This is a genomic window from Aliiglaciecola lipolytica, assembly GCF_018860635.1.
Classification (GTDB): Bacteria; Pseudomonadota; Gammaproteobacteria; order Enterobacterales; family Alteromonadaceae; genus Aliiglaciecola; species Aliiglaciecola lipolytica_A.
The window spans coordinates 114457-139108 of record NZ_JAHKPT010000036.1 but is presented as its reverse complement, the minus strand read 5'-3'; the positions used below and the strand labels follow the sequence as shown (position 1 = coordinate 139108).

Below are 24652 nucleotides of genomic sequence, written 5' to 3'. Positions count from 1 at the left end.
TTCACTGTTCCATTTGTATTGCGCTAAGCAAAGTGCTATCTATCTTTTACTGATTTTAAAACTTATATTCAAAATTCGTGTGTATACAGGCGTTTAGACCAATACTAAATACGGGCTCTTAAAAAAAGCTTTCTTCTACTGTTATTACATCGCCTGGTTTAACCAAGGCGTTTAAGTCTACTTTTTTACGTTCGCTGTGTTGAGCCTGATTCAGTAGGTAAATATTGCTTTTCGAAGCGCGCTCAGTAAAACCACCTGCAATGGTCACTGCTATTTGTACCGTCATTTTGGTTCTGAACGGATAACTACCTGGTCTTTTCACTTCGCCGTTAATATAAAAAGGGCGATATTCAGCAATGCTCACAGATACGCTAGGTTTTTTAAGGTAATCATCGCCAAATAGTTTGGTTAACAAAGCTTCAACTTCAGGCACGGTTTTACCTTGCACTTCTACTTGGCCTAGTAAGGGAACCGAAATGGTACCTTCGTCAGTGATCTGTGCTTCTTTAAGGCCGAGTTCGGGTTCATCAAACACCGTCACTGAAATTGAATCGCCAGTGGATAATCGATAAGTCGTGTCAGAACTGTTATCAGTGCTTTGTGCAAACAAATTTGCACTAAAGCCCATCCAAATAATACTAATGAACAAAAGAATAGAGTTTTTCACGTGATAGTTCCTTTTCAATATCGGTAACTTGGCTAATCGATTAACCAGTCTATGCCGAGCATATAAATATTTGAATCATAATCGTATATAGCAAAATCTGAGCTACGTTTTTTGTGGGTGTAATCAATATACACTTCTAAGCTGCGCTTTAACGCATAGGTGTATTTGGCTTCGATTGCACTTAGGTTATCACTACGCGCCTGCGAGCTACTAAATTCATCTTTACGATAGCTATAATTAAAACCAACTTTACTTTTGGCGGTAAAGTTGTGGTCAACCCAAACAGAATAAGTTTCACTTATAAAGCTGGGAAGCCCTTGTATGGCACTTTCTTTAGTTGAACGGTCTGCGCCTAATTTAATGCTTGTATAGGTATTAGGCTTCCAAACCATATCCAGGTAATAGGCAAGGCCAGATATATCATTCAACAGTTCGTCATCGTAATTGATATCTTGGTAACCTATTTTAAAAATACCGGTAGTTTTAGCTGTGGCTGCCCACTCCACTCCCGCTAGGTAACGGTACTGGGTAGCTGAAGCGTCAAATACTTCATTATTTACATAGCTTAATTCGTCGGTGCTAGCTTCTAACATTAGGCGAGTTTTTGGGGCTAGCCGATAAAAAAACGTGCCGGTTAATTTGTTTGAATCATAATCCCGAAACGATTGATTATTGTTGTCATAACGACGCTTGGCTAAATCATAAGCAACTTTAATTTGCCCTTTGCTTTTAATGGTGCCATAGGTGCCAGCAACTTTAACTGAGGACGTAGCTATTTCATTAAACTCTTCCGATACAGCGCTTATTGCATTAGTTGTGCCGGGTTCTTCAATTTCATCGCTGTAACCTAGGGTTAATTCTGAGCTGAACTTAGCGGTATGTTTATATTGGCCTTTTAACGATACTTCATGTTCGGCATAGCTTAAGTCGCTTAAATCATTATATTGACGATAGTTGCCCTTATATTGTGCGTCGAGTTGCACGGATTCATAAAGTTCGGTCAATTTTAGTGCAGGAGCAAGTTGTAGAAACTCGTCAGACAGTTCTTCAGAGCTGCGAAATACATTATCTTCCTGGCCAATATTTGCGCCAATAACAGCAGAAAAACCTTCATTTTGTTGTGCGTTGGCAGAATGAAAATGCGCCAAAGCAAAAAGCATCAAAATAAGCTTGGGGAATGATTTCTGTGAATTAGAAATCATAATATTTAAGTTAATCATACAGCTCTTTCCATAAACTCCGGTCTTCCTCTCAAACTCCGTATTGCCTGATTTCAGAGAGGATTCCTGCATTACCACAACTAAGCAAGTCGATTAACGCATAATTGCTGTGGAAAATAGCAAACCTCAACGCAAAAATATAGATTAATTAGCAATTAAATTTTTGTGACGCTACCCAATTTGTCGCATATATAGGGAATTAGTCTCTTTTCCGTTTTTGCTAATAGCGGTGAACGTTAATTTTCGCTTACTCAGTGTTTAGCGACTACTGCCCAAGAGTAATGCACATTTCGCACCAAAGTTGTTCTTTTTTAGTCGCAGTACCAATATGCAGAATTTATTGATACTGTGTTAAACTTAATTGGGTTCAGTAGTTACGCTGAATTCTGTATTTAACGCACTTTTTAGGTTTATCCATGTTACGACGTTTTGTTACAGCAATAATGATAACCACCTTGCTTTTAAGCCAAGGGGTTTCTGCGTTGTCGGTGGCCTGTGATATGGAAAATATGCCTGAAATGAGTGAAAGCTCAATGAGTTCAGAATCTTTAATGGTGCAACAGCATGCTTCTCATGGGCAAATGAACCACCATGAGATGAGTTCTGACAGCAAATCGAACATGCAATCCTCGCAAGATTGTTGCAATAAAACCTGTGATTGCGAACACGGCACTGCATTTTCCGCAGCCTTGTTTGCGGCCAACCTATTCCCAGATTCAGTGATACACCATCAAAAGGTTATCGCCGAGCAATTCAGGGCCTTAGATGCCCACACCTCAAATTTAATCAAACCCCCAATTATTTAATATCCCCAATATAGATCCGCCTTTTTTTCGTCGCACGGGATTTACCCTATGCCCCTGTAGCATGGCCTTTAGGCCATGGCGTGTGAAGGTCAGTAACCTCGCGGACCTCGTAGCATGGTCTTTAGGCCATGGAAGGAATCGATCTCGGGCCTTGTAGCATGGCCTTTAGGCCATGGAAGGAATCAATTTCGCAGCTCTGTAGCATGGCCTTTAGGCCATGGCGTGTGAAGGCCATGGGGTTTACATGGATGATTGATACCCCTTTTTTGCGGGGCTCGTAGCATGGCCTTTAGGCCATGGGGTTTCCATGGATTATTGATACCCCTTTTTCGCGGGGCTAAAGCACCCGCCTACAGGTTGGGATTATCAGGGGGTCGCGATTTTTCTCGGGGCTAAAGCCGCCGCCTACAGGTTTTGGAATTACATTATGAATAGAGTTTTGACATGTTTAAGCTTAATTATCTAACCCAGATTTTAATTGCAGGTGCTTTTGTGTTTGCGCTGCCTGCGGCTCAGGCTGCCGAACGGCAGTTAAGCCTGGGTGATGCGGTGCAATTGGCTATCGAAAATGATCCCTGGCAAAGGGGCAATCAATTACAACGTCAGGCTTTGTCGTCACAAAGCATGGCGGTTGATACATTGCCCGATCCGGTTTTATCTATGGGTTTGCTTAACTTGCCAACCAACGGGTTTGCATTTGATCAAGAGGCTATGACCCAACTAAAAGTGGGTATTGCTCAACAATTTCCCCGTGGCGACAGCTTGGCTATCCAAAAACGTCAGCTTCAACAACTTGCTGCCAAGCATCCGTTTATGGCGCAGGATCGCAAAGCACAAATAGCGGTTACTGTGTCGCAGCTGTGGCTCGACGGCTATGCAGCCCAACAAAGCATTCAATTGTTACAACAAGACAGCGCTTTATTTGAGCAGCTAGCACAAACAGTGGAGTCACAATATGCCTCTGGACAAAAACGCACTCGTCAAGAGGATGTGGTAAGAGCCAATGTTGAGTTGGCGCGTCTGCAAGACCGCTTAACCCAGTTACAAAGTGATAAAGAGACAGCCATGGCAGCGTTGTCACAATGGCTGGCAGTAGAGGATATGGCTGGCATTGTTAACAACGACGTTGAATTTGTATTGGATCAAGGGGATGAAAGGCTGTTATCCACAATTGAAGCTAGCCAAAAAGGGGCTTTCGATCGCCAATATTATGGGCAGATACTGTCTAACCACCCGGCGGTTCAGGCATTAAACCAGACTATTTCGGCTGGACAGATTGGCGTTGAACTAGAGCAACAAAAGTATCAGCCTCAATGGGGAGTGAACGCCAGTTACGCTATGCGAGCAGACGATCAGGCGGGGCAAAGCCGTGCGGATTTCTTTTCTGTTGGTGTGTCTGTGGATTTGCCGCTGTTTACCAATCAGCGTCAAGACAAAGCTGTGCAGGCAGCAAAATACCAAGCCGAATCTTTAAAAACTGAAAAACGTCTGTTGTTGCGCAATATGTTGTCGCAACTTGAATCTTTGCTTTCCCAGCGCCAGCGACTTGCAGATAGGTTAGCGAATTATGACGCGTCCATTTTACCGCAAATGCACGAACAGGCCGAAGCTGAATTGACTGCCTACACCAGTAACAACGGAGATTTTGGGGAAGTGATGCGAGCTCGAATCGCTGAGCTAAATAGCCGCTTAGAGCGCATATTAATCGCCACTAAAAAACAAAAAGTAAATGCTCACTTACAGTATTTTCTTGTACAGGCTAAACCCAGTGACAACCAGCAATCAAAACTGGTTTTAGGAGAACAGTAATGAATCAAACCAACAATCAATCCACAAATAGCAAATCGCAATTAACACCCGTACTTTATTTAGTTGCCGGTTTGTTAGGTGGAGCGCTGTTAACGGGGTTGTATTTCAACTTTAGCGGTCACGGTCAATCAGCATCAGCTGAACAGGATACAAATGTTGAAGCAGATGAAGCGCCGCTTTACTGGGTAGCGCCTATGGATCCTAACTTCAAACGCGATCAACCTGGCAAGTCACCCATGGGAATGGATTTAGTGCCGGTATATGCCAACAATAATTCGACGAATAACGATAGCCCAGGCACGGTTTCTATTGCTCCGAACATTGTCAATAATTTGGGAGTGCGCACCGCCAAAGTAGCGTACAGCAGGATGCATGTGCCGATACAAACAATTGGCTATGTTGGTTATAACCAAGATAGGTTAATTCATATTCATGCTCGTGCCCAAGGTTGGGTAGATAAACTTTATGTTACCGCCTCTGGCGAGCCGGTGGAAAAAGACCAGCCTTTATACGCCCTTTATTCCCCCGAGTTGGTTAATGCTCAAGAAGAATATTTACTAGCGGTAAATCGAGGTAATAGCGCACTCACCAATGCCGCGCTGTCGCGCTTAGTGGCACTGCAAATGCCCAAACAAGCCATTCAAACACTCAAGCAGACACAAAAAGTACTGCAAACCGTCGAGTTTCGTTCACCCCAAGCTGGAGTGGTGGATAACTTAAATATTCGAGAAGGCTTTTTTGTGAATCCCGAGCGCACCCTGATGTCGATAGCGTCGCTTGACGATGTGTGGGTAGAAACTGAGGTTTTTGAGCGTTTGGCAGGGCAAGTGGAAGTTGGATTGCCGGTAACCATGAGTTTGGATTACCTGCCTGGTGAAAGCTGGCAAGGTGTAGTGGATTATATTTATCCTACATTGAATGAACAAACGCGCACCCTTCGTGCCCGATTAAGGTTCAGCAATAGCCAGCAAAAACTCAAACCCAATATGTTTGCCCAAGTGGTGATCCATACTAAACCCAGCGCGCGCAGTTTATGGGTTCCTAGCGAAGCGGTGATCCGCACCCGCGCACAAAACCGCGTAGTGCTCGCGTTAGGCGATGGCCAATTTAAATCCGTAGAGGTAAAACTCGGCACAGTAGCTCATGGACAGGCACAAATTCTCGATGGATTAGAACAGGGCGATACCATCGTCACCTCAGCACAATTCTTACTGGACTCCGAAAGCAGTATCAATTCAGACTTTTCACGCATGACGGCACTCTCGAATAAACAAGAAGCAGATAAACAAGACAGCCATGCTAACCACGAGAGCATGGACCACAGCAACATGGATCACGGCAACATGGACAGCCATGATATGTCGGGCATGGATAGACAGGATAAACAGGACAGCCATGCTAACCAAGAGAGCATGGACCACAGCAACATGGACCACGGCAATATGGACGGTCATGATATGTCGGACATGGATAAACAGGACAGCCATGCTAATCACGAGGGCATGGACCACAGCAATATGGATCACAGCAACATGGACAGCCATGATATGTCGGACATGGATAAACAGGACAGCCATGCTAACCACGCTGAAAAGCATCAGGGGATGTAGCATGATTGAGAAGCTAATTCATTGGTCCATTCACAATCGGTTTTTTGTGTTGTTATGCACTGCAATGATGATTGGGGTGGGTGTCTATAGTGTGAAAAATACGCCTGTAGATGCCATTCCCGATTTGTCTGATGTACAGGTTATTATCAAAACCAGTTATCCAGGACAGTCACCACAGGTGGTCGAAGACCAAGTCACTTATCCCATCACCACGGCCATGCTGTCGGTCCCTGGGGCGCAAACTGTGCGCGGTTTCTCATTTTTTGGTGATTCTTATGTGTATGTGATTTTTGACGACAAAACTGATCTTTATTGGGCTCGCAGTCGGGTTCTTGAATATCTATCGCAGGTTTCTTCGCGCCTTCCTGATTCCGCGAAGCCGCAGCTGGGGCCTGATGCCACAGGGGTTGGTTGGGTGTTTATGTATGCCCTGACAGATAAAAGCGGTCAGCACGACATTAGCCAGTTGCGTTCGTTACAGGATTGGTTTTTGAAATTTGAGCTGCAAACTGTGCCAGGTATTGCTGAAATTGCCACTATTGGCGGCATGGTAAAACAGTATCAGGTGAATATTGACCCCGACAAGTTGCGTGCTTACAACATTCCCCTTAGTCATATTCAAAACGCCATTCGCCAAGGCAATCAAGAGGTGGGGGCGTCGGTGATTGAAATGGCCGAAGCCGAATATATGGTGACAGCCACTGGTTACTTAACTGGCATTGCCGATTTAGAATCGATTCCCCTTGGATTAAACGATAAAGGCACTGCGCTGCAATTGCGCGATGTAGCTGATATTCGATTAGGACCACAAATGCGCCGGGGGATTGCCGAGCTAAATGGCCAAGGTGAAGTTGTTGGGGGCGTGGCCGTGATGCGCTTTGGTGAAAATGCACAAAAAACCATTCATTCCCTCAAGGCTAAATTGGCCGCTCTGCAATCTAGCTTACCCGATGGGGTAGAGGTGGTGACGGTTTACGATAGGTCGGAGCTGATCAACCGAGCGGTGGATAATTTATGGAGTAAGTTGGCTCAAGAGCTGATTATTGTGGCTCTGGTGTGTGCGATTTTCTTATTTCATCTGCGCTCTGCCATTGTGGCGGTAGTGAGTTTGCCGATGGGGATTTTGATTGCATTTGCCGTGATGTATTGGCAGGGAATTAATGCCAATATCATGTCGTTAGGGGGAATAGCCATTGCCATTGGGGCCATGACCGACGGTGCAATTGTAATGATTGAAAATCTGCATAAGCACATGGAAAAAACCCCATTAACTGAGCAAAATCGTTGGCAAATAGTGGCTAAAGCGGCGTCAGAGGTGGGGCCACCACTATTTTTTAGTTTGTTGATCATCACCGTGAGCTTTTTGCCGGTGTTTATTTTAGAAGCTCAAGAAGGCCGGATGTTTGCGCCGTTGGCCTATACAAAAACCTACGCCATGGCCGCTTCAGCTGGTTTGGCGGTAACCTTAATTCCGGTGTTAATGGGGTATTTGGTGCGCGGCAAAGTAATCAGTGAAGCTAAAAATCCATTGAATCGGTTGTTAATTGCGGTTTACACCCCTGTACTTAAATTAGTCCTGCTGTTCCCTAAACTGACTTTGCTTGGGGCGTTTGTGTTGGCAGTTGTTGGTTTTTATCCACTGAGCAAAATAGGGACTGAATTTATTCCCCCTTTTGATGAAGGGGATTTGATGTATATGCCTACCACGTACGCGGGGTTATCTATTGGTAAAGCCCGCGAGATATTGCAACAAACCGATAAGTTAATTGCCACCATTCCCGAGGTAAAAAGCGTGTTTGGCAAAATCGGCCGAGCTGAGACAGCCACAGATCCAGCGCCGCTCACCATGATCGAAACTGTCATTCAATTAAAACCCCAATCCCAATGGCGAGAGGGGTTGAGTATTGATGATTTGCGCGAGGAACTTGATCAGGTAGTGCAGTTGCCGGGCTTAACCAATGCTTGGGTAATGCCGATTCAAACCCGAATTGATATGTTGGCAACGGGAATTAAAACCCCCGTAGGTATTAAAGTGGCTGGGCCAGATATCAAAGTCATTCAGCGTATTGGTCAGGATATCGAAAGAATCCTTTCTACCATGGACGGCACGGCTTCGGTTTATGCTGAGCGTGTGGCTGGTGGACGTTACATCAAGGTGGATATCAATCGCGAAAAATCAGCCCGTTATGGTCTTAATATCAGTGATGTACAACAAGTGGTAGCTACTGCTATCGGTGGAATGAACATTACCCAAACTGTTGAGGGCTTGGAACGTTATCCGGTGAATGTGCGTTACCCACAATCTTACCGCGATTCGCCAGAAGCCTTGCAATTGCTACCCATAGTGACACCCAATGGCCAACGAATTGCGCTGGCTGATGTCGCCCAAGTGTATATCGAAGAAGGTCCGCCGGGGATTAAGAGTGAGAATGCGCGGATCAACGGTTGGACCTACATTGATATTGAGAATATTGATGTGGGCAGCTATGTGGAAAACGCCAAGGTACGCTTAGCAGAAAATTTGGATTTACCTACAGGTTACAGTCTGCAATGGGCAGGACAGTATGAATATATGCAGCGTGCTACTCAAAAGCTCAGTTATGTTGTGCCATTAACGCTGGCAATTATTGTGCTTCTGCTATACATGAACTTTCGAAATGTTGTGGAAGTCATCATCATCATGGGCACCTTACCGCTGGCGTTAATTGGCGGAATTTGGTTGCTTTACCTTGAAGGCTTTAATTTATCGGTGGCTGTTGGTGTCGGCTTTATCGCTTTGGCCGGCGTGGCCGTGGAAATAGGGGTGATCATGTTGGTTTATCTGAATCAGGCTTTTCAGGTTTTACTGGACAGGCATGAAAACGCTAACGTGGACAGGCATGTTAATGAACCCTCGACTGGTGCGGTGCCTGTTACCAAAAGTGCGTTAATTGAAGCCATTTTAGACGGCGCTGGAAAACGAGTAAGACCAGTGATTATGACGGTTGCAACAGTGATGATTGGATTGTTGCCCGTCATGTATGGCACAGGTACAGGTTCCGAGGTAATGAGCCGTATCGCAGCACCCATGGTAGGTGGCATGGCAAGTGCATTGATCTTGTCATTGTTGGTCGTGCCCGTGGTGTTCTATTTATGGCGAAAACAGCAATTAAAACTGTAGCATGGCCTTCAGGCCATGGAAAAACCATGGAAAAAACCCATGGCAACCCGCGGGGCTAAAGCACCCGCCTACAGGTGGGGGAGGTTATTTCTCTTGTAGCATGGCCTTTAGGCCATGGAAACGCGGGAGTTGGAATCTATCGCCCGTAGCATGGCCTTCAGGCCATGGGAAATCCCAATGGAACCGCCGATGTTGGGATGGTTTACCATTTCACGGGGCTAAAGCACCCGCCTACAGGCACTAAGGTATATTGGAGGAAATATGAAAAATACTGCAAAACTATATCGAATGGAAACCTCGCAACATATTTGTCCTTTTGGTTTAAAATCCAAAGACTTATTGCAAAGAAAAGGTTTCATCGTAGAGGATCACAAATTGGCGTCTCGTCAGGAAACGGATGAATTTAAAAAACTCCATGATGTTAAAACCACTCCACAAACTTTTATCAACGGTGAAAGGGTCGGTGGATATGATGATCTAAGAGCCTTTTTTGGTATGTCAAAACCCGGACAACAAGGTAAAACTTACACACCTGTGATTGCAATATTTGCAGTCGCTGCGCTTTTAGCGGTGGCGTTGGCCTATCCTTCGCTGTCGATTATGTTCTCAATTGAGACATTAATGCTCTTTGTTGCATTTTCCATGGCGATTCTCGCAGTGCAAAAACTGCGAGATTTGTATAGCTTCTCAAATTCGTTTATCACCTATGACTTACTGGCAATGCGGGTTGTGCCGTATGCCTATGTATATCCATTTCTAGAGGCATTTGTTGGGATCGGAATGGTGGCAAATCTGCCCCCATTAATGATTGCGCCAATATCCCTATTGATTGGTGGGATTGGCGCGGTTTCGGTATTTAAGGCTGTTTATATCGACAAACGTGATCTCAAATGTGCCTGCGTCGGCGGTAAAAGTGATGTTCCACTAGGAGCCGTTTCATTAACCGAAAACCTATTTATGATAGCCGCCGGCTTGTGGATGTTAACCCTGTAGCATGGCCTTTAGGCCATGGAACGCGGGCCATGGATTGCGGGGCCATGGGTTTGGCATTGGCGAGGACAAAACAAAAAAGGGGCGTTTGCCCCTTGGTATTCGATAATTGTTTCGCGGTTTATTTTGTTTGTTGTTTGCGAGCTGCTAACAAACCAGCGATACCGAAAAACAATAAAAATAATGCAGATGGCTCAGGAACTTGCTGAACTTCTGCAATCGCTACTTCAAGGTTGTAGCTGTATTCTGTGAATGTATCGAAGAAACCTTCGTTACCACCAACAGCTAAAGTATAAGAACCCGCTTCTAGTACTAGGCCTGTTAAGCTTCCGCCTAAGCCAGGTACAAACGGACTATTTCCATCTACAAACACTAAATTGCTGAAGAAATCAGTAAAATCTGAGTTATTTGAAAATGGAATAGCGAAGTCGTTAGCTATCGTTCCTTGATATAAGCTCAAACCCATAGTGATCAATGAATCAGCAGTGGCAGAGAAAGTCGATTGTGCAGCAACATCGAAAGTGATGAAGTCGATGGCGTCACCAAAAGTATCTTCGTTTAACCAACCGCTATCGCCACCAACTGAATTAGCGATTAAGCCGTCACTTGGTAAAGAAATAATTGAAGCAGAAGCTGATGCGCTGCATAACAATACTAGGGCAGCTAGCATTGGAGTAAATATACGTTTCATAGTCTTTCCTAATTTGAAGAAGGCACCTGCGAAGTATTTCGAGGTGCCATTTATTATTGTTTTAGATTAAAGTGCGCCGTTTTCCCAAGGACCTGTGATTGCGAAAGTCACACCTGGAGATTGCACGTTTACGAATAACCAACGACCAAAGAAACATGCGCCAGCCATTTCTTGGCTAGTGAAGCTGCGTCTGTTGCTACCGTCTGTTGAGTCACCTACTGAGTCCCAGAAGTTAGCTGCTGTACCCGGATAAATTGAATCGATGTGGGCTAAATCGCCTTGGTCCAAAGACACGTTGTTTTCAACGAATGGGAAGGTTTCACCTGATAGGGTTAAACCGATTAGACGTTTAGGGTTAGAGCTTCCATCTTCACACATCAAGATGTTTCCACGTGGGCTAACAGCGATGTTATCTGGCGCGTTAACTTCATTCACAGCGTCTGAAGATTCAAAAATAATGGTTAGTGTTTCTTTACGAGGATCGTAGCAGAAGATTTGGCCAAGATTTGCGGCGCCACCTGAAGTTGATACGAAGTAGATTTTGCCATCGTCATACCAGCAGCCTTCGCCACGCTCAACAATTGCAGCGTCAGAAGCTTGGTTGTAACATCTTTCGGTAGTTGCATCTGGATCAGCAATTTCTTGCCAAGTCACATCCCAAACTGTTCCTACAACTAAACCGCCACGCAAATCTACGCGAGACTCACCGTTTAAAACCATAGCGAACAAGCTACCGCCAGATTTTAAGTCGCCCCATTCGCCTGCAGGTACAAATTTGTAGAATGCAGATGAGCCAGCGTCTTCAGTTTCATACACATAGCCAGTAGCCGGATCAACAGCTGCAGCTTCGTGAGAGAAACGACCCATTTCGCGAATTGGTTGGCCATCAGAAATACCAAATCCAGGTACTTCGAATACATAACCGTGGTTTTCACCTTGTGGACCTTGATTCCAGGTGTGGAACGTTTCTTCACAAGACAACCAAGTACCCCAAGGCGTGCTTCCGCCAGCACAGTTTCTGATCGTGCCGCCTAAGCTGTTATAGGAAGATAAAAATTCACCTTTGACGATATCAAACATAAGATTAGTTGTGCCGCCGTTTTGGGCTGGGTTATACACGCCACGACCACCGCGAGGTGATGCTGGAGAACCTTCGCCTTCTGAACATTCGTGGTTACGCACAAGTGCAATGATGTTGCCTTTTACTGCCGCAATACCCATACCATCGTGATCAGTAGGAGTAGGTAAAAGGTCTGCTTGTGTTTGACCTGTCCAGCCGTAAGAGGTGTACTCAAAACCTTCTGGTAAAGAAAGTAAGTTTAGACCAGTTGCTTTGTCAGCTGTTGGTACTAATGGACCATATGAGCTGGTAAAAGGTAAAGACGCAGCTTGGGCTTTACTAGAAACCGCTGCAAAAGCAGTACTTGCTGCGGCAATAGAGCCACCTTTTAACACTTGACGGCGGCTAAAAGCAGGTTCAATTTTATCATTATTTTGTGGTATTAAATCTTGTTCTGACATGTTGTCTCCGGTCCTTTATTAGTGGTTTGGCGATAGTTGAATTCTGTTTTAGAAAACAACCTGCTGACAACTAATCTACCGACCTTAAATGACAGTTTAGGATCTGTTTTTTTACGCTTTTTTAAACTTTTAATGACACAAATATTGCTTTTTTATTAATCAGTTAGGTGGACTGGTCCATTTGCTTGCGAAGTATTTGTTGTTTGTCTGATTGGGTCCAATTTATCAGTACAATCGACAATTCGTACAAGGCTAAAATAGGCACGCCTAAGGCTATCTGCGAAATTAAATCTGGAGGCGTAATTAACGCGGCAATGAAAAATACCGCGACTACGGCGTGCTTTCGGTAGTCTTTTAGGGTTTGCCCATCAATCACTCCTGCTTTGGCTAAAACCAGCAGTAAAACTGGTAATTCGAAACACAGCCCAAAGGCTAAGATTAAGCGGATCACCAATGCTAGGTATTCACTCATTTTAGCTTCCAGTTCAACATTGATAGTGGCGTTTTGCCCGCTTGATTCAAAGCTTATGAAAAACTCCCAAGCTAATGGCATCACCACATAAAAGGCTAGGGCTGCGCCCATTACAAACAAAATTGGGGTGGCTATAAACAGTGGTGAGAGAGCCTTTTGTTCGTTTTTATACATGCCCGGGGCAATGAACTTCCAGACTTGAATTAAGGTGATGGGTAAAGTACAAAAAGTGGCACTAAAGAAGGCAAGTTTAATATAGGTAAAAAACGCTTCATGTAAGCCGGTGTAGATCATTCTTCTGCCGCTGTCCGGCCCGAAAATTTGGTACAAAGGTTGTTGTAAGAAGCTGTAAATTTGTTCTGCAAAAAAGTAAGAAACACCAAACATTAAAGCAAAAAACGCAAAACAGAAGAGTAGGCGTCTGCGCAATTCTATTAAGTGAGTCAGCAGTGGCGCTTTATTTTCAGTGTGGCTTTTGTTTGCCCCATCGTTATTTAAGTGACTGTCGTTTGGTTGAGATTGTTTCATTTCGCCTGTTCCTGTTTTGTGGGAGTGGCGTTGTTTTGCTCTAGTTGCGTCGTTTGATGCTGCTCGATTTCAGCTTTTTTGTTTGCTATTTGCTGTTCACGGTTACTGTGATATTCGGCGTGTTGCGAGCCGGGTATGAAATCATCGGGCAAGTTGCGTATCTCGTCTGGTAATAGTTGCTTCCAGTTTGTTGACTCCGGCGTAGTGCCTTCAACTATGCGTATTTCATTTTCAAGTTGTTTAAAGCCGCCTTTAACGTCATTGATAGTGCGTTTTGCTTTGGTCACAAACTGATTAATCATTTTGAACATTTTTGGCAGGTCTTTAGGACCAATTACCAATAGTGCGATGGCGGCCACAAAACCAAGTTCTACCCAGCTGAGATCAAACATAAGGTGCTCCAGACAGTGTAATTATTGGTTTTCTAACTTGTCTTTTGGCTGTGACTCAGTCGGTGTTTGAGTCGCTGTTTCGTCGTTTTCGCCAATGCCTTGTTTGAAGCTTTTTATGCCTTGCGCCAAGTCACCCATCAAAGCAGGAATACGGCCTCTGCCGAACAATAAAATGAACAACAACGCCACTAAAACCAATTGCCAAATACTTAAACTCATTTTTGCTTTCTCCAATTAACGAAGATAAAGCATGCGATTAAAGTATGACTAAGCTGTGACGAAATTATGAAATTTAAAAGTAAGTAGCAGGTGACGGCCCGTAGCATGGCCTTTAGGCCATGGATCCGCAGAAGCCAGATTTTATCGCCCTGTAGCATGGCCTTTAGGCCATGGATCCGCAGAAGCCGGAGGTTATCTCTTGTAGCATGGCCTTCAGGCCATGGAATATTGAACATTTTCGCGGGGCTAAAGCACCCGCCTACAGATGTGGGGCTCCCCGTAGCATGGTCTTTAGGCCATGGATCCGCAGGAGACGGAGGTTATCTCTTGTAGCATGGCCTTCAGGCCATGGAATATTTATCATTTTCGCGGGGCTAAAGCACCCGCCTACAGGTGTGGGAGGTATTTCTGTAGCATGGCCTTCAGGCCATGGAATATTTATCATTTTCGCGGGGCTAAAGCACCCGCCTACAGGAGGGGGGGCTCCCCGTAGCATGGCCTTTAGCCATGGAATATTTGTCATTTTCGCGGGGTTAAAACACCCGCCTACAGGGGGAATACAATACATCACGGTAAACGCGGGTTGTAGCATGGCCTTCAGGCCATGGAGAAAGCCCATGGAAAACCCCTATGAATACGCAGGTGTTAGTGAGGCTAAAGCACCCGCCTATGGGGTGCTTTGTTGTGGGGTTGGTTCGGATTTGGATAGGCGTGCTTTGATCCATCTAAACGGTAATCTAATATCTTCCAATATCAGGTACATGCTTGGTATCAGAACCAAGGTTACTATGGTGGCGTACATTACGGCGAAGCCTAGTGCGATGGCCATGGGCACTACCATCCGGGCTTGCATGCTGGTTTCGAACATGATTGGCAATACCCCCACAAAAGTGGTGATCGAGGTTAATGTGATTGCTCTGAAACGAGCACAACCTGCGTCCAGTACTGCTTGTTTTATATGAATGCCTTCTTTGCGTCTGGAATTAATAAAATCTGTCATTAACAATGAATCGTTGATTACTACCCCTGCTGCAGCAATGAGCCCAAAGGTCGACATGGTGCTAAGGTCAACGCCAAAGAAAAAGTGGCCCCATATTGCTCCTGTAAAACTAAATGGAATCACCATTAATATCATAAAGGGCTGCATATAACTTTTCAGCGGCACGGCCAATAGAATATACATCATGATTAAGCCGGCAATGAAAAACAGTATTTGTTCATTTTGCTGGGCTTGGGTTTCTTCTATCGCACCACCTAATTCAGTTTTCACCGATGGGAAAAATTTCTGCATTTCAGGCAGTAAGTTTTCCGCAATTCTTTCGACTACGGCATTGGGTTCTACCGCTTCTTCGTCGATATTGCCATATACATAAACGCTTCTATAGCCGCCTTCTCTGCGGATGTAACTGATACCGGGCATTTCTTCTAAACTTACTACGTCACCTAACATCACTTCTTTACCAGAAGGTGTGGTGATGACGGCGTATTTTAGTTCGGCAAAACGTTCCCGAGTCAGCCTAGGGTAGCGGACCATAACTCTCACTTCTTCACCATTACGAATGACACGCTGGGCTTCGCCGCCGTAGAAGCTGGCACCCACTTGGTTGGCGATAGATGAAAGATCCAAGCCTAAATCGTAGGCCACTGGTAATAGTGTCATCTGGATTTCTTTACTGGCAGGATCGATAGTTGAGCTAATATCGAATAGGCCTTTTTCTTGTTGCAATAGCTCAATGAATTTTCGTCCAGCGGCATTGAGGGTCTCAATGTCGGAGCCAAATAATAAGTAGCCAAAGTCACCATCACCGCCACCTTCAGCGAAGGGATCATCTCTAATCGTAAATGACTTCATGCCCGGAATTTCAGGTATTTCCGCGCGCCATCTTCTTGCCAATTCAAAGGTATCAAAGGGACGTTGTTCTTCTGGCACTAGTGCAACCAGAATCTGACCTTCGGTGCGACCATCGTTAAATGAAAGCGTGTCTCTGACCAAGCCAGAGCCGTATTCATCTATCACGTCGTTCTCCACTTTCTGGACAACTTTTTCGATAAGTTTTAATGCCTCTATGGTCGCTGTATCTGAAACGGTTTCATTCATTTCTATGCGAATACTAGGGAAATCATGTGGTACAGATGGCGATGGAACCATGCGTACAAAGTTGCCGGAAATTAGCCCAACACTGGTCAGTAACAAGGCAATAAAGGTACCAAATACTGCCCAGCGGAAGCGTGTACTGACTTCAATGAAGTTACGGTATGGGCCGTTAACAAAGCCAAAAAATCGGGTATTAAATCTATCTCGCCAACTGCCTGCTTTGACAGGTTTAAAATTGGTATGGGCTAGGTGAGCCGGTAAGATTAATTTTGATTCAACTAAGCTAAAGGCTAAACAAAATATGGCGACACCGGCGATGTTCCACATCATAGTACCTAAAAACCCACTGCCTTGGGTGAATGGTACGAATACAGCTATGGTGGTCAGTACTCCGAAGGTGGCTGGGGTGGCTACCCGCATTGTACCTCTAACCACATTTTCGACCCCTCCGCCGTGTTTTTCTATTTCGGTATAGGCACTTTCACCTATTACTATGGCGTCATCTACGACTATGCCCAGTACCATAATAAACGCAAACAACGATAGCACGTTGATGCTAATGCCAAACATGCTCATGGTTAAAATAGCGCCCAAGAAACACACGGGCAGACCAATCATTACCCACAATGCAAGCCTGAAACGTAGGAACAGGGTCAACATGAATGCAACTAAAATCGAACCTTGAAACAGGTTGCTGAGCATCATATTTAATCGTTCGGTAACGTATTTGGTCATATCAACTAAGATTTTTAGTTCCAAGCCCTCGGGTAAGGTTTTATTGCGTTCTTTAACGTAGGCTTTTACCGATTCTGCCACGGGGATCATGTTTTGGTCTTTAGTGGCATTCACCGACATGTAAATGGCGTTTTGGCCTGAAAAGCTAAAGTAGCGTTCGCCTTCGGTGAAACCATCTTGAATAATGGCCACGTCTTCAAGCAAAACTTGGGCGCCGTTGTTGCCTATTTTAATTGGGATACGGCGAAACTCATCCCCTTTATAGAATTGGTTTTCCACCCGCACAGAAATGATGCCGGTGTCGGTGCGTAGTTGGCCGGCCGAATAATTGGCTGAAAAACGCTGAATCGCCAGACGAATATCGTCAAGGGTTATGTTGTATTTCCGTAATTGGTCGGGCTGAATTTCAACCGCAATTTCGTCATCTGGGGCATATAGGTCAACCAAAGATACATTGGATAATTGCAGCAATTCGTTTTCGATATCTTTGGCTAGTGGTTTCAAGTCCTTTAAGCTTGAATCGCCGACAATTGCCATTTCTATGACGTCTTGATTAAATTCTTCTTGATAAACCGTGACCGGTTCCATACCCGCTGGAAACGTGGCGATGCCATCCACACGCAACTTAACTTTGTCGAGCACATCAGATAGTTGCTCATCAGGATCGATTTCTAAGGACACTCGTCCACTGTTTCTAAATGCTCTCGAAACACTGCGTTTAATTTCGGTGACATCTTTTAAGGCTTCATCAATCTTAATCAGAATACCTTCTTCAATTTCTTGCGGGGACGCACCAGGGTAATTGGCTTGAATCGAAATAAAGTTTACTTCAATACTGGGGAACATTTGTCTGGGTAGCGAGAAGTACGTGACTGCACCCATGATAGCGATAAAAATCATCAGCAAATTGGCGGCTACTGCGTTATTCGCAAAATAGGCGATTAGTCCCGTCTGTTTGGCTTCATTTGTCATAATATTCGGCCTACTGGTTCGGTTGCTGGGCGACTAAATCGTCATCTTTTGGATCACTAGACAGGCGTACTTCCATGTTTTTCTGAGGATATTCTGGAATAGTAGTAACAACGCGGTCTTGATTGTCTAAACCACTTTTTAATATAAAGTGCGCGCCCTCTTCGCGAATAATCTCCACTGGTTTGGGTTGTAACCTGTTGTCTTTATCAACGACCCAAACAGTTTTATTGGTGACCAAGTCTTGTTGTAGGCGGTATACATTTTCTAATACCTGACCGGAAATGTTGACCTCTACATAACTACCAAATTTCAAGGCTGGGACTTGGCTTTTCAAGCCATAAGGGTCATCTATTCTAACCACGATATGGCTCATTCTGGTGGATTGATCGATAACCCCAGTATCACGTGCAATTTTGCCCACACGGGTAAAGGTTTTTGCACCCTTGATAATCACCACTGCATCTTGGTTTTCTAAGTTGGTCGGCAGAAAAGCGCTATCGAATCCAGCAATTGGGAACAAAATCTCTGCCGCTTCGATACTGTTTAAAGTGCCTGCTTGGGTGCCACTGCTTATGTATTCTCCAAGGCCAATGGAGCGTTCGATGACGAGCGCATCATAAGGAGCGGTCACTTCGCAATTGTCTAAATCACGCTGCGCTATTTTCATTCTTGCTTGCGCAGATTTTAGGGCCGCTTGGGCACTCATCACTTGCGGTTTACGTAGGTACAAGTCACTCACTTGACTTGATGGGAAGTTTTTCGCTTCTTGTTTTGCTACTTCGGCGCGGGCTTGTTCTTCAATTAATGCTGCCTGGGCTTGGGTATATTCCGCTTCTGCTTGCAATAGCGCGGCTTCGTAGGTGTCTTTTTCGATGCTAAATAAAACTTCGCCGCGTTTGACTAGTCCACCGGCAACAAATTTAGGGTTCCAGCTGGTCACTTCACCTGATACCTGAGCAGACAAATTAGTACTTTCTAGCGGTGTGACTTCACCAAAACTATGAATCAAAACCTGATAATTCATGGATTCTGCAGGAATAATATTGACTAGCGGGCGAGTATCTACTTTTTCTTCTGCTGGTTCTTCTTTACCTGATGCGCCAATTATTATCATAGCGCCAATTCCCAAACCAACTACACCAATAAATAGCAGGGCTCTAATCCATGTATTATTCATACTAACTCACATTTTTATTTTTATACTTTATGGGCATCTGTTTGCTGTACCTGTCGTTTTCAGACCAACACTCACAAATCAACTACTTCACACCTAAGGTCTTCTCAAAACAGCGATTAACCGTTTTGAAGAATGCCTGAATATCTTTCACTGTTTTAAAGGCCGACAATCTTACCTTGTCTAATGGCAATAAAGAAGATTTTACCTTAGCTGATTTGTTAAAATATGTGTCTTAACTTGTAACCTTGGCAACAATCGTTGGTACGCTTGGAATTACCATTGGGTTTAAACATAAAGTAAAGGGCAAAATCGTACTCAGAGAATTTGCAAAAGTAAGGTAGAATTTGTCACTTATTCGAATTGGGAGTGAAAAGGTTGAAACAGTTTATTCTAATGTTGGGTGTTTTGGTGATCTGTTGGCAAGGTGGCTTAACTGAAAGTGTCGCAGCTGAAAGCAAAAAGGCGGAAGTCTTTAGCTCTGGTCCTGTGATCCATAATTTCGGGAAACACGCAAAAGTGCAAATTGATCAAACTTTTGATAGCGATACTAAATTCAAAGTGGCATTCGACGTGAGTAAAGTCAGTGGCGAGAAGAAGCTTAACCGTCACTTTGGTAGTTTAGCTCGGTTTATCAATATGCTGGTGGCTAACGGCGCAAAGCAAGAAAACATTCAATTGGCTTTGGTAGTGCATGGCCGCGCGGGTAACGATTTACTTAATCCCAAAGCCTATAAAAAACGTTTTGCTACCGACAACCCTAATCATCCGTTGATCACTGAGCTGTTAAAAAACAATGTTCAAGTGTTCTTATGTGGCCAGTCAGCCGCCTTTGATGAGATTGCCAATCAAGATCTGATAGACGGAGTTCAAATGTCGCTTTCAGCTATGACGGCTCATGCCTTGTTGAATCAGCAAGGGTATTCACTTAATCCATTTTAAACTTTTGCTTTTTAGTTGTTTAAATGTATAAATATTAGCCGGACAAATTTTGTTCGTTAACAAATAGTAAGTAGTGATTGGACGTTTGTGAGTAGTAGAAGTTTTAATTTAACTGTGAATTCAGCGTATTTGGCAATTTGTATTGCGGTTTGTTTTATTGCACTGAATACACTTAGTGGTTTGATAGTAAGTCCTAACTCAATTTCTAATGTAGAGCAGGTTAGAGATGTTGGGGCTGCGTTAGGGTTGCCAATAATTGGCGCTTTTAGCTACCTTATTTTGCCGTTGATTATTTCAATTGCCTATAAAGAAGTCTTAAAAAATGCGCAAAATTGCGGCTTGTCACTTAACGAGTCGAGCATCATTGCGAATAAAATCAGCCAAATTCCCCGTAAAGTATTGCTATTCAGCCTGATTGCTGGCTTCGTTATTATGTTCAGCTATTTATATAGCGAGCGTCTTTTTTACATAGAAGAATTGGGCTTTGAAGGTAACCTCAAACGTTTTCCTTTGATTTTACAGACATGGTGGATGTGGACAGGTATCTGTTTAGCTATTGCAGTAATTCTGCGTAATACACACATTATTGATAAGTTCATTGTTGAACATTTAACTGTAGAGCTGTTTCGAAGCCATCACACTTATCCTTTTTCTAAAGCGGTTTTTTGGAATGCATTGTTCTTTTCTATCGGTCTGTCACTAGTACCATTACTGTGGATTGGCGGGGAACCTCAATTTAAAGACTTTATCATGGCCGGAACGGTCTTTTTAATCCTAATTAACCTGACCTTTTATCCACTGTTGCGAATCAAACAAATAAAAAGTAGTACTTTTGAAACCCTCAAAGCAGCTAATCAATATGAGTGGCATTTTTCGGAGATGACACCCCATGTCAGTTTTGAAAAGTTAACGCCACGTGAACGAGATCTGATTTTAAGTGATACAGAACGCCTACATAACACCCCACCAAAAAAATGGGCAAATGCCTTTCAATTGATAGTACGAGTCACCATATTAATATCTATTCCATTGTTGACTTGGGCTGGCTTTCAACTAATCAACAAATCGCTGTTTTTCGCCTAACGCCAAGTGAGTTAGACCGCAGTGTGAAAGTTGCTTGGCTAAAGTAACACGCTATTGCAACAGTGATTTATAACAAAATTTTAACAATGCTGGTGAAGGCGTAGATTCTTAGTTACCCTAAATCCTGCGTTTCAACCTAATAACCTATGTATTTGCAATTACTCGGAGGATAACCGATGCGAAAAGTAGCAATTTTATCGACTGACGATCTGGAAGATTTTTTCGTTTACGATCACCTAGCTTACGAGCCTCTGGCAGAAATGGGCTGGGAAGCAGTTGAAATTTCTTGGCATGCAGACGGTACCAACTGGGATGACTACGAAGTGGTGATAATTCGCAGTACATGGGATTATCAAAATAACGCCGATGCCTTTTTAGCGCGTTTACAACAAATAGACAGCAGCACAGCAAAACTAGAGAACAGTTTAGCGTTGGTACAGTGGAATATCCGTAAAGACTATTTAAAGTCACTTGAAGCCAAGGGCGTGGGGATAGTACCTACTATTTGGTGTAACACTTTCGATTTAGCATTTATGAAAGGTGCTTTTGAACAATTTAATAGCCGAGAAATCGTCGTCAAACCTTTAGTCAGTGCAAATGCCGATTACACCTATCGCTTGTCGCTCGAATCTGTGGTGGAAGAGCAAGAAGGTTTGACTGAGGTATTTTCCACTCGTCCATTTATGATCCAACCTTTTTTAAAGAGTGTGATTAACGAAGGCGAATATTCATTGTTTTATTTTAACGGACAATACAGTCATTGCATTGTTAAAGTGCCCAAACAAAATGATTTTCGAGTGCAAGAAGAACATGGTGGACAACTTCGAAGTGTAGAAGCCGACGAACATATATTAGCGAGCGCACAAAAGGTGCTAGCAGCCTTACCGGAAATGCCGTTGTATGCCCGTATCGACCTAGTTAAATACAAAGACACCTACGTGACAATGGAAGTTGAATTGATTGAACCCTCATTGTATTTCAATATGGATGTGGACTCTGCACAACGCTTTGCCGATGGTTTTGTGGATAAATATGGCCGAGGCAACTAGCAAAATGTTTGCAAGTGATTTAAAGCATTTTGCTGTAATGTCCGTTTTGCTTAACTAAGCGAGTAGTAATTGAAGTGTTAAAACGTAAAACCCCAGGAAGCTTACTTAAATCTACTCGCAGCAATTCATCAAAGTCAGTTATGTCCCTGGCTAAAATCTCCAATACATAGTCGAACTCTCCTGTGATTGCGTGACAGGAGCGTATCGAAGCGTGCTCAATAATTGCTTGTTCAAATTTCTGGTGTTGGCCAATGTCAATGACCACGTTGACTAGCGCTCGAATATTAAGTCCCATGGCTTGTGGCGATAAAATCGCTGAAAACCCGGTAATTATCTGCTTCTGTTGCAAGGCTTTTACTCTATTCCAGCAGGGAGTTTTGCTCAAACCAATTGAATCGCCAAGGGTGGCGAAGGACAAACGGCCATCTTCTTCTAGTTTGGAAACGATTTGTTTATCTCTATCATTCATGGCTTATTCCGACATTCGTTCTTATTATTTCTGAATAAATGAAACTTTGTTCTAAAAATTGCAAAATATCAAGTGATTCAGGAACAATGTTCAAATCCCGATCCATTACCATAAAATCCAAATTAAACGTTTGGAAAGTCCCATGTACCGACAAAAATACAGCAGTCTATTAGAAAACCCAGAAATTCTTGATTACGGTGCTTATTTGCAATGTGACACCTTACTACAATGCCAAAAGCCCTTAGATAAATTGTGTAATTCAGACGAACTGCAGTTTCAGATTGTCCATCAAGTTGAAGAGTTATGGATGAAGTTGATGATATTCACACTTATCGATGTATTGGAGTACATGCAAACTGAACAAAGTCATCGTGTGATTTCGCTCATGAAGCGGGTACACATGCTGCAAAAAATGATGAGCGAACAAATGGACTTATTGGAAACAATGTCGCCCAAAGAGTATCAACAAATTCGTTTGCAGTTAGGCAATGGTAGTGGCCAGGAGTCTCCTGGCTTTCGTATTTTGGTAAAGATTCCTGCGGATCTGTGGACGGTATTTAATAAACACTATATTCAAGACCGAAACACCACTATCGAAGCTATTTACGATAGCCAATATCAGCATGATGATAGCTATGTGATCGCCGAGAGTTTAGTTGAATTTGATGAATTACTGCAGAAGTTCCGTTGGCAGCATCTGTTCTTGATTCAGCGCACCATCGGCATGGAATCTCATTCGTTAAAAGGCCGACCTGTTGATTTATTAAAATCTGGGGCAAGGAATCAATTTTTCCCTGAATTGTGGCTGATTCGGAATCAGATGACGGATGCATGGGGACAGTCTTACGGTAAAGTGAGAGACTCTATCGTGCCAAAACAAGCTACCGGAACCCAAGCAGGGTGAGTTTTTCTAACTTGTTCAATCTTCCCGCTGGGCCCTATTTTTTAAGTCATTCAGTGGGGTGCTTAAGCAAACAGTCGGAACTTAGTTTGGCTGAAAACTTTCTAACCCCTTGGAAATTGTCAGGGGGCGATGCATGGCCGGATTGGTTGCAAACCGTTGATTTATTTTGTGCTTCGTTAGCAAAGTTGTTTAACGCAAAGGCTGCGGATTTTTGTCCTCAAACTAATTTATCCAGTGCTTTTACAAAGTGGTTGATGGCTTTGCCAATGGAAAATTCTCAGGTCGGTAAACGCAAGATACTGATCCACGAAGACGCATTTCCATCCATGGGATATGTAGCACAGGCAATGCAGCAATTCGGTTTTGAACTTGTGTTCATTCCGGCATTCGAGTCAGCGGTCAACATTCAAACTTGGCAGCGTTATATTCAAAAAGATATTGATTGCGTTCTGGCAACCCATGTTCACTCCAATACGGGTCAGGTCGCACCGGTCGAAGCTATTGGGCAATTGTGTAAACAACAATCCTGTTATCTAGCTGTGGATGTGGCGCAATCGGCGGGTATCTTGCCGATTGATTTGCATCGTTGGGATGTAGATGCGTTGTTTGGTTCATGCGTTAAGTGGCTATGTGGAGGGCCAGGCGCTGGGTTTATGTGGGTTAATCCCAATACTGTCGAACAACTTAAACCAATAGATGTGGGTTGGTTTTCCCATAGCGATCCTTTCGAAATGGAGATTAAGCGCTTTGCCTATGCACCCGATGCCAAACGGTTTTGGGGAGGTACACCAAATATTGCGCCCTATGCTTTGGCGTTGGGTAGTTTACAAACCTTGTTGGAGATTGGTCAAAACACTGTTTTTGCCCACAATCGAAAATTGGCAGAGTACTTTTTAGCAACCTTTGACGAAGGTGCGATGCAGCCAATTGATTTGGCAAATGTTGGCGGCACCTTGTGTATCGAATTACCCGCCTCTCGAATCACGGCAATTAGCCAACGCTTAAAAAAGCAGAATTGTTATTTTGATACTCGAGGTAATGTAATGCGCTTGTCGTTTCATGTTTACAATTCGATGCAACAAATTGACTTGTTGATAGCTGCGTTTAAGCACAACAGCGGCGACTAAAGAGAAGTTGGCAGGTG

20 protein-coding genes are annotated in these 24652 nt (G+C 43.8%); 10 read left to right on the top strand and 10 right to left on the bottom strand.

Features of this window, described 5'->3' with window-relative positions:
* Positions 1 to 118: 118 nt before the first annotated feature.
* Positions 119 to 667, bottom strand: coding sequence for a polysaccharide biosynthesis/export family protein (locus tag KO530_RS21660; protein ID WP_354667889.1), 549 nt, complete (start codon positions 665 to 667; stop codon positions 119 to 121).
* A gap of 32 nt (positions 668 to 699) precedes the next feature.
* A complete protein-coding gene (locus KO530_RS21655) occupies positions 700 to 1887 on the bottom strand; it encodes an outer membrane beta-barrel protein (protein WP_216050553.1) in 1188 nt (395 codons plus the stop codon).
* Positions 1888 to 2303: 416 nt separating this feature from the next.
* Here KO530_RS21655 and KO530_RS21650 point away from each other — a divergent pair, with 416 nt between their 5' ends.
* The 5 genes from KO530_RS21650 (at position 2304) to KO530_RS21630 (ending at position 10265) form a co-directional block, all read left to right on the top strand.
* The gene (locus KO530_RS21650) at positions 2304 to 2693 is read left to right on the top strand and encodes a hypothetical protein (protein WP_216050552.1); all 390 of its coding nucleotides are present in this window, start codon (positions 2304 to 2306) and stop codon (positions 2691 to 2693) included.
* Positions 2694 to 3137: 444 nt separating this feature from the next.
* Entirely contained in the window at positions 3138 to 4502 is a 1365-nt protein-coding gene (locus tag KO530_RS21645; RefSeq protein WP_216050551.1) for a TolC family protein, read from the top strand.
* A complete protein-coding gene (locus KO530_RS21640) occupies positions 4502 to 6112 on the top strand; it encodes an efflux RND transporter periplasmic adaptor subunit (RefSeq protein WP_216050550.1) in 1611 nt (536 codons plus the stop codon). Before KO530_RS21645 ends, KO530_RS21640 begins: the two co-directional genes overlap by 1 nt.
* Before the next feature lies 1 nt (position 6113).
* Complete coding sequence (locus KO530_RS21635; RefSeq protein WP_216050549.1) at positions 6114 to 9272, top strand: efflux RND transporter permease subunit; 3159 nt, start codon at positions 6114 to 6116, stop codon at positions 9270 to 9272.
* Positions 9273 to 9533: 261 nt separating this feature from the next.
* Positions 9534 to 10265 carry a MauE/DoxX family redox-associated membrane protein gene (locus KO530_RS21630; RefSeq protein WP_216050548.1) on the top strand — a complete coding sequence of 244 codons (732 nt, stop codon included), beginning with the start codon at positions 9534 to 9536 and terminating at the stop codon, positions 10263 to 10265.
* A gap of 118 nt (positions 10266 to 10383) precedes the next feature.
* Here KO530_RS21630 and KO530_RS21625 read toward each other — a convergent pair whose 3' ends face one another.
* From KO530_RS21625 to KO530_RS21595, 7 genes are all read right to left on the bottom strand, one after another.
* Positions 10384 to 10953 (bottom strand): PEP-CTERM sorting domain-containing protein, encoded by a 570-nt coding sequence (locus KO530_RS21625; RefSeq protein WP_216050547.1) that lies wholly within the window; start codon positions 10951 to 10953, stop codon positions 10384 to 10386.
* A gap of 66 nt (positions 10954 to 11019) precedes the next feature.
* On the bottom strand, positions 11020 to 12474 hold the full coding sequence (locus KO530_RS21620) for an alkaline phosphatase PhoX (RefSeq protein WP_216050546.1): 1455 nt from the start codon (positions 12472 to 12474) through the stop codon (positions 11020 to 11022).
* A gap of 163 nt (positions 12475 to 12637) precedes the next feature.
* Entirely contained in the window at positions 12638 to 13474 is an 837-nt protein-coding gene (gene tatC / locus KO530_RS21615) for a twin-arginine translocase subunit TatC (RefSeq protein WP_252729421.1), read from the bottom strand.
* A complete protein-coding gene (locus KO530_RS21610; protein ID WP_216050545.1) occupies positions 13471 to 13866 on the bottom strand; it encodes a Sec-independent protein translocase subunit TatA/TatB in 396 nt (131 codons plus the stop codon). The genes tatC and KO530_RS21610 overlap by 4 nt, the downstream gene beginning before the upstream one ends.
* Before the next feature lie 21 nt (positions 13867 to 13887).
* Positions 13888 to 14085 (bottom strand): twin-arginine translocase TatA/TatE family subunit, encoded by a 198-nt coding sequence (locus tag KO530_RS21605; protein WP_216050544.1) that lies wholly within the window; start codon positions 14083 to 14085, stop codon positions 13888 to 13890.
* Positions 14086 to 14752: 667 nt separating this feature from the next.
* Positions 14753 to 17887 (bottom strand): efflux RND transporter permease subunit, encoded by a 3135-nt coding sequence (locus tag KO530_RS21600; protein ID WP_216050543.1) that lies wholly within the window; start codon positions 17885 to 17887, stop codon positions 14753 to 14755.
* Between the two features lie 10 nt (positions 17888 to 17897).
* The gene (locus tag KO530_RS21595) at positions 17898 to 19064 is read right to left on the bottom strand and encodes an efflux RND transporter periplasmic adaptor subunit (RefSeq protein ID WP_216050542.1); all 1167 of its coding nucleotides are present in this window, start codon (positions 19062 to 19064) and stop codon (positions 17898 to 17900) included.
* A 375-nt stretch (positions 19065 to 19439) separates the two neighbouring features.
* On the opposite strand from KO530_RS21595, the gene KO530_RS21590 reads away from it, so the two are divergent.
* The 3 genes from KO530_RS21590 to KO530_RS21580 all read left to right on the top strand — a co-directional run bounded on the left by KO530_RS21590 (position 19440) and on the right by KO530_RS21580 (position 22135).
* Entirely contained in the window at positions 19440 to 20003 is a 564-nt protein-coding gene (locus tag KO530_RS21590) for a DsrE family protein (protein WP_252729420.1), read from the top strand.
* A gap of 87 nt (positions 20004 to 20090) precedes the next feature.
* Positions 20091 to 21086 (top strand): hypothetical protein, encoded by a 996-nt coding sequence (locus tag KO530_RS21585; protein WP_216050541.1) that lies wholly within the window; start codon positions 20091 to 20093, stop codon positions 21084 to 21086.
* 176 nt (positions 21087 to 21262) lie between these two features.
* Complete coding sequence (locus KO530_RS21580) at positions 21263 to 22135, top strand: ATP-grasp domain-containing protein (RefSeq protein ID WP_216050540.1); 873 nt, start codon at positions 21263 to 21265, stop codon at positions 22133 to 22135.
* 19 nt (positions 22136 to 22154) lie between these two features.
* Here KO530_RS21580 and KO530_RS21575 read toward each other — a convergent pair whose 3' ends face one another.
* Entirely contained in the window at positions 22155 to 22604 is a 450-nt protein-coding gene (locus KO530_RS21575) for an Lrp/AsnC family transcriptional regulator (RefSeq protein ID WP_216050539.1), read from the bottom strand.
* A 142-nt stretch (positions 22605 to 22746) separates the two neighbouring features.
* Between KO530_RS21575 and KO530_RS21570 the strand changes: the two genes are divergently transcribed.
* Together KO530_RS21570 and KO530_RS21565 are read left to right on the top strand one after the other, a co-directional pair.
* Entirely contained in the window at positions 22747 to 23508 is a 762-nt protein-coding gene (locus KO530_RS21570; RefSeq protein ID WP_216050538.1) for a tryptophan 2,3-dioxygenase family protein, read from the top strand.
* Positions 23505 to 24635 carry an aminotransferase class V-fold PLP-dependent enzyme gene (locus tag KO530_RS21565; protein WP_216050537.1) on the top strand — a complete coding sequence of 377 codons (1131 nt, stop codon included), beginning with the start codon at positions 23505 to 23507 and terminating at the stop codon, positions 24633 to 24635. Before KO530_RS21570 ends, KO530_RS21565 begins: the two co-directional genes overlap by 4 nt.
* The last annotated feature ends 17 nt before the right edge of the window (positions 24636 to 24652 follow it).

Bases quoted from the DNA above. Each gene is read 5' to 3' on its own strand.
- KO530_RS21655 (WP_216050553.1), bottom strand. From the start codon at position 1,887: ATGATTAACTTAAATATTATGATTTCTAATTCACAGAAATCATTCCCC.
- KO530_RS21650 (WP_216050552.1), top strand. From the start codon at position 2,304: ATGTTACGACGTTTTGTTACAGCAATAATGATAACCACCTTGCTTTTA.
- KO530_RS21645 (WP_216050551.1), top strand. From the start codon at position 3,138: ATGTTTAAGCTTAATTATCTAACCCAGATTTTAATTGCAGGTGCTTTT.
- KO530_RS21640 (WP_216050550.1), top strand. From the start codon at position 4,502: ATGAATCAAACCAACAATCAATCCACAAATAGCAAATCGCAATTAACA.
- KO530_RS21635 (WP_216050549.1), top strand. From the start codon at position 6,114: ATGATTGAGAAGCTAATTCATTGGTCCATTCACAATCGGTTTTTTGTG.
- KO530_RS21630 (WP_216050548.1), top strand. From the start codon at position 9,534: ATGAAAAATACTGCAAAACTATATCGAATGGAAACCTCGCAACATATT.
- KO530_RS21625 (WP_216050547.1), bottom strand. From the start codon at position 10,953: ATGAAACGTATATTTACTCCAATGCTAGCTGCCCTAGTATTGTTATGC.
- KO530_RS21620 (WP_216050546.1), bottom strand. From the start codon at position 12,474: ATGTCAGAACAAGATTTAATACCACAAAATAATGATAAAATTGAACCT.
- tatC (WP_252729421.1), bottom strand. From the start codon at position 13,474: ATGAAACAATCTCAACCAAACGACAGTCACTTAAATAACGATGGGGCA.
- KO530_RS21610 (WP_216050545.1), bottom strand. From the start codon at position 13,866: ATGTTTGATCTCAGCTGGGTAGAACTTGGTTTTGTGGCCGCCATCGCA.
- KO530_RS21605 (WP_216050544.1), bottom strand. From the start codon at position 14,085: ATGAGTTTAAGTATTTGGCAATTGGTTTTAGTGGCGTTGTTGTTCATT.
- KO530_RS21600 (WP_216050543.1), bottom strand. From the start codon at position 17,887: ATGACAAATGAAGCCAAACAGACGGGACTAATCGCCTATTTTGCGAAT.
- KO530_RS21595 (WP_216050542.1), bottom strand. From the start codon at position 19,064: ATGAATAATACATGGATTAGAGCCCTGCTATTTATTGGTGTAGTTGGT.
- KO530_RS21580 (WP_216050540.1), top strand. From the start codon at position 21,263: ATGCGAAAAGTAGCAATTTTATCGACTGACGATCTGGAAGATTTTTTC.
- KO530_RS21575 (WP_216050539.1), bottom strand. From the start codon at position 22,604: ATGAATGATAGAGATAAACAAATCGTTTCCAAACTAGAAGAAGATGGC.
- KO530_RS21570 (WP_216050538.1), top strand. From the start codon at position 22,747: ATGTACCGACAAAAATACAGCAGTCTATTAGAAAACCCAGAAATTCTT.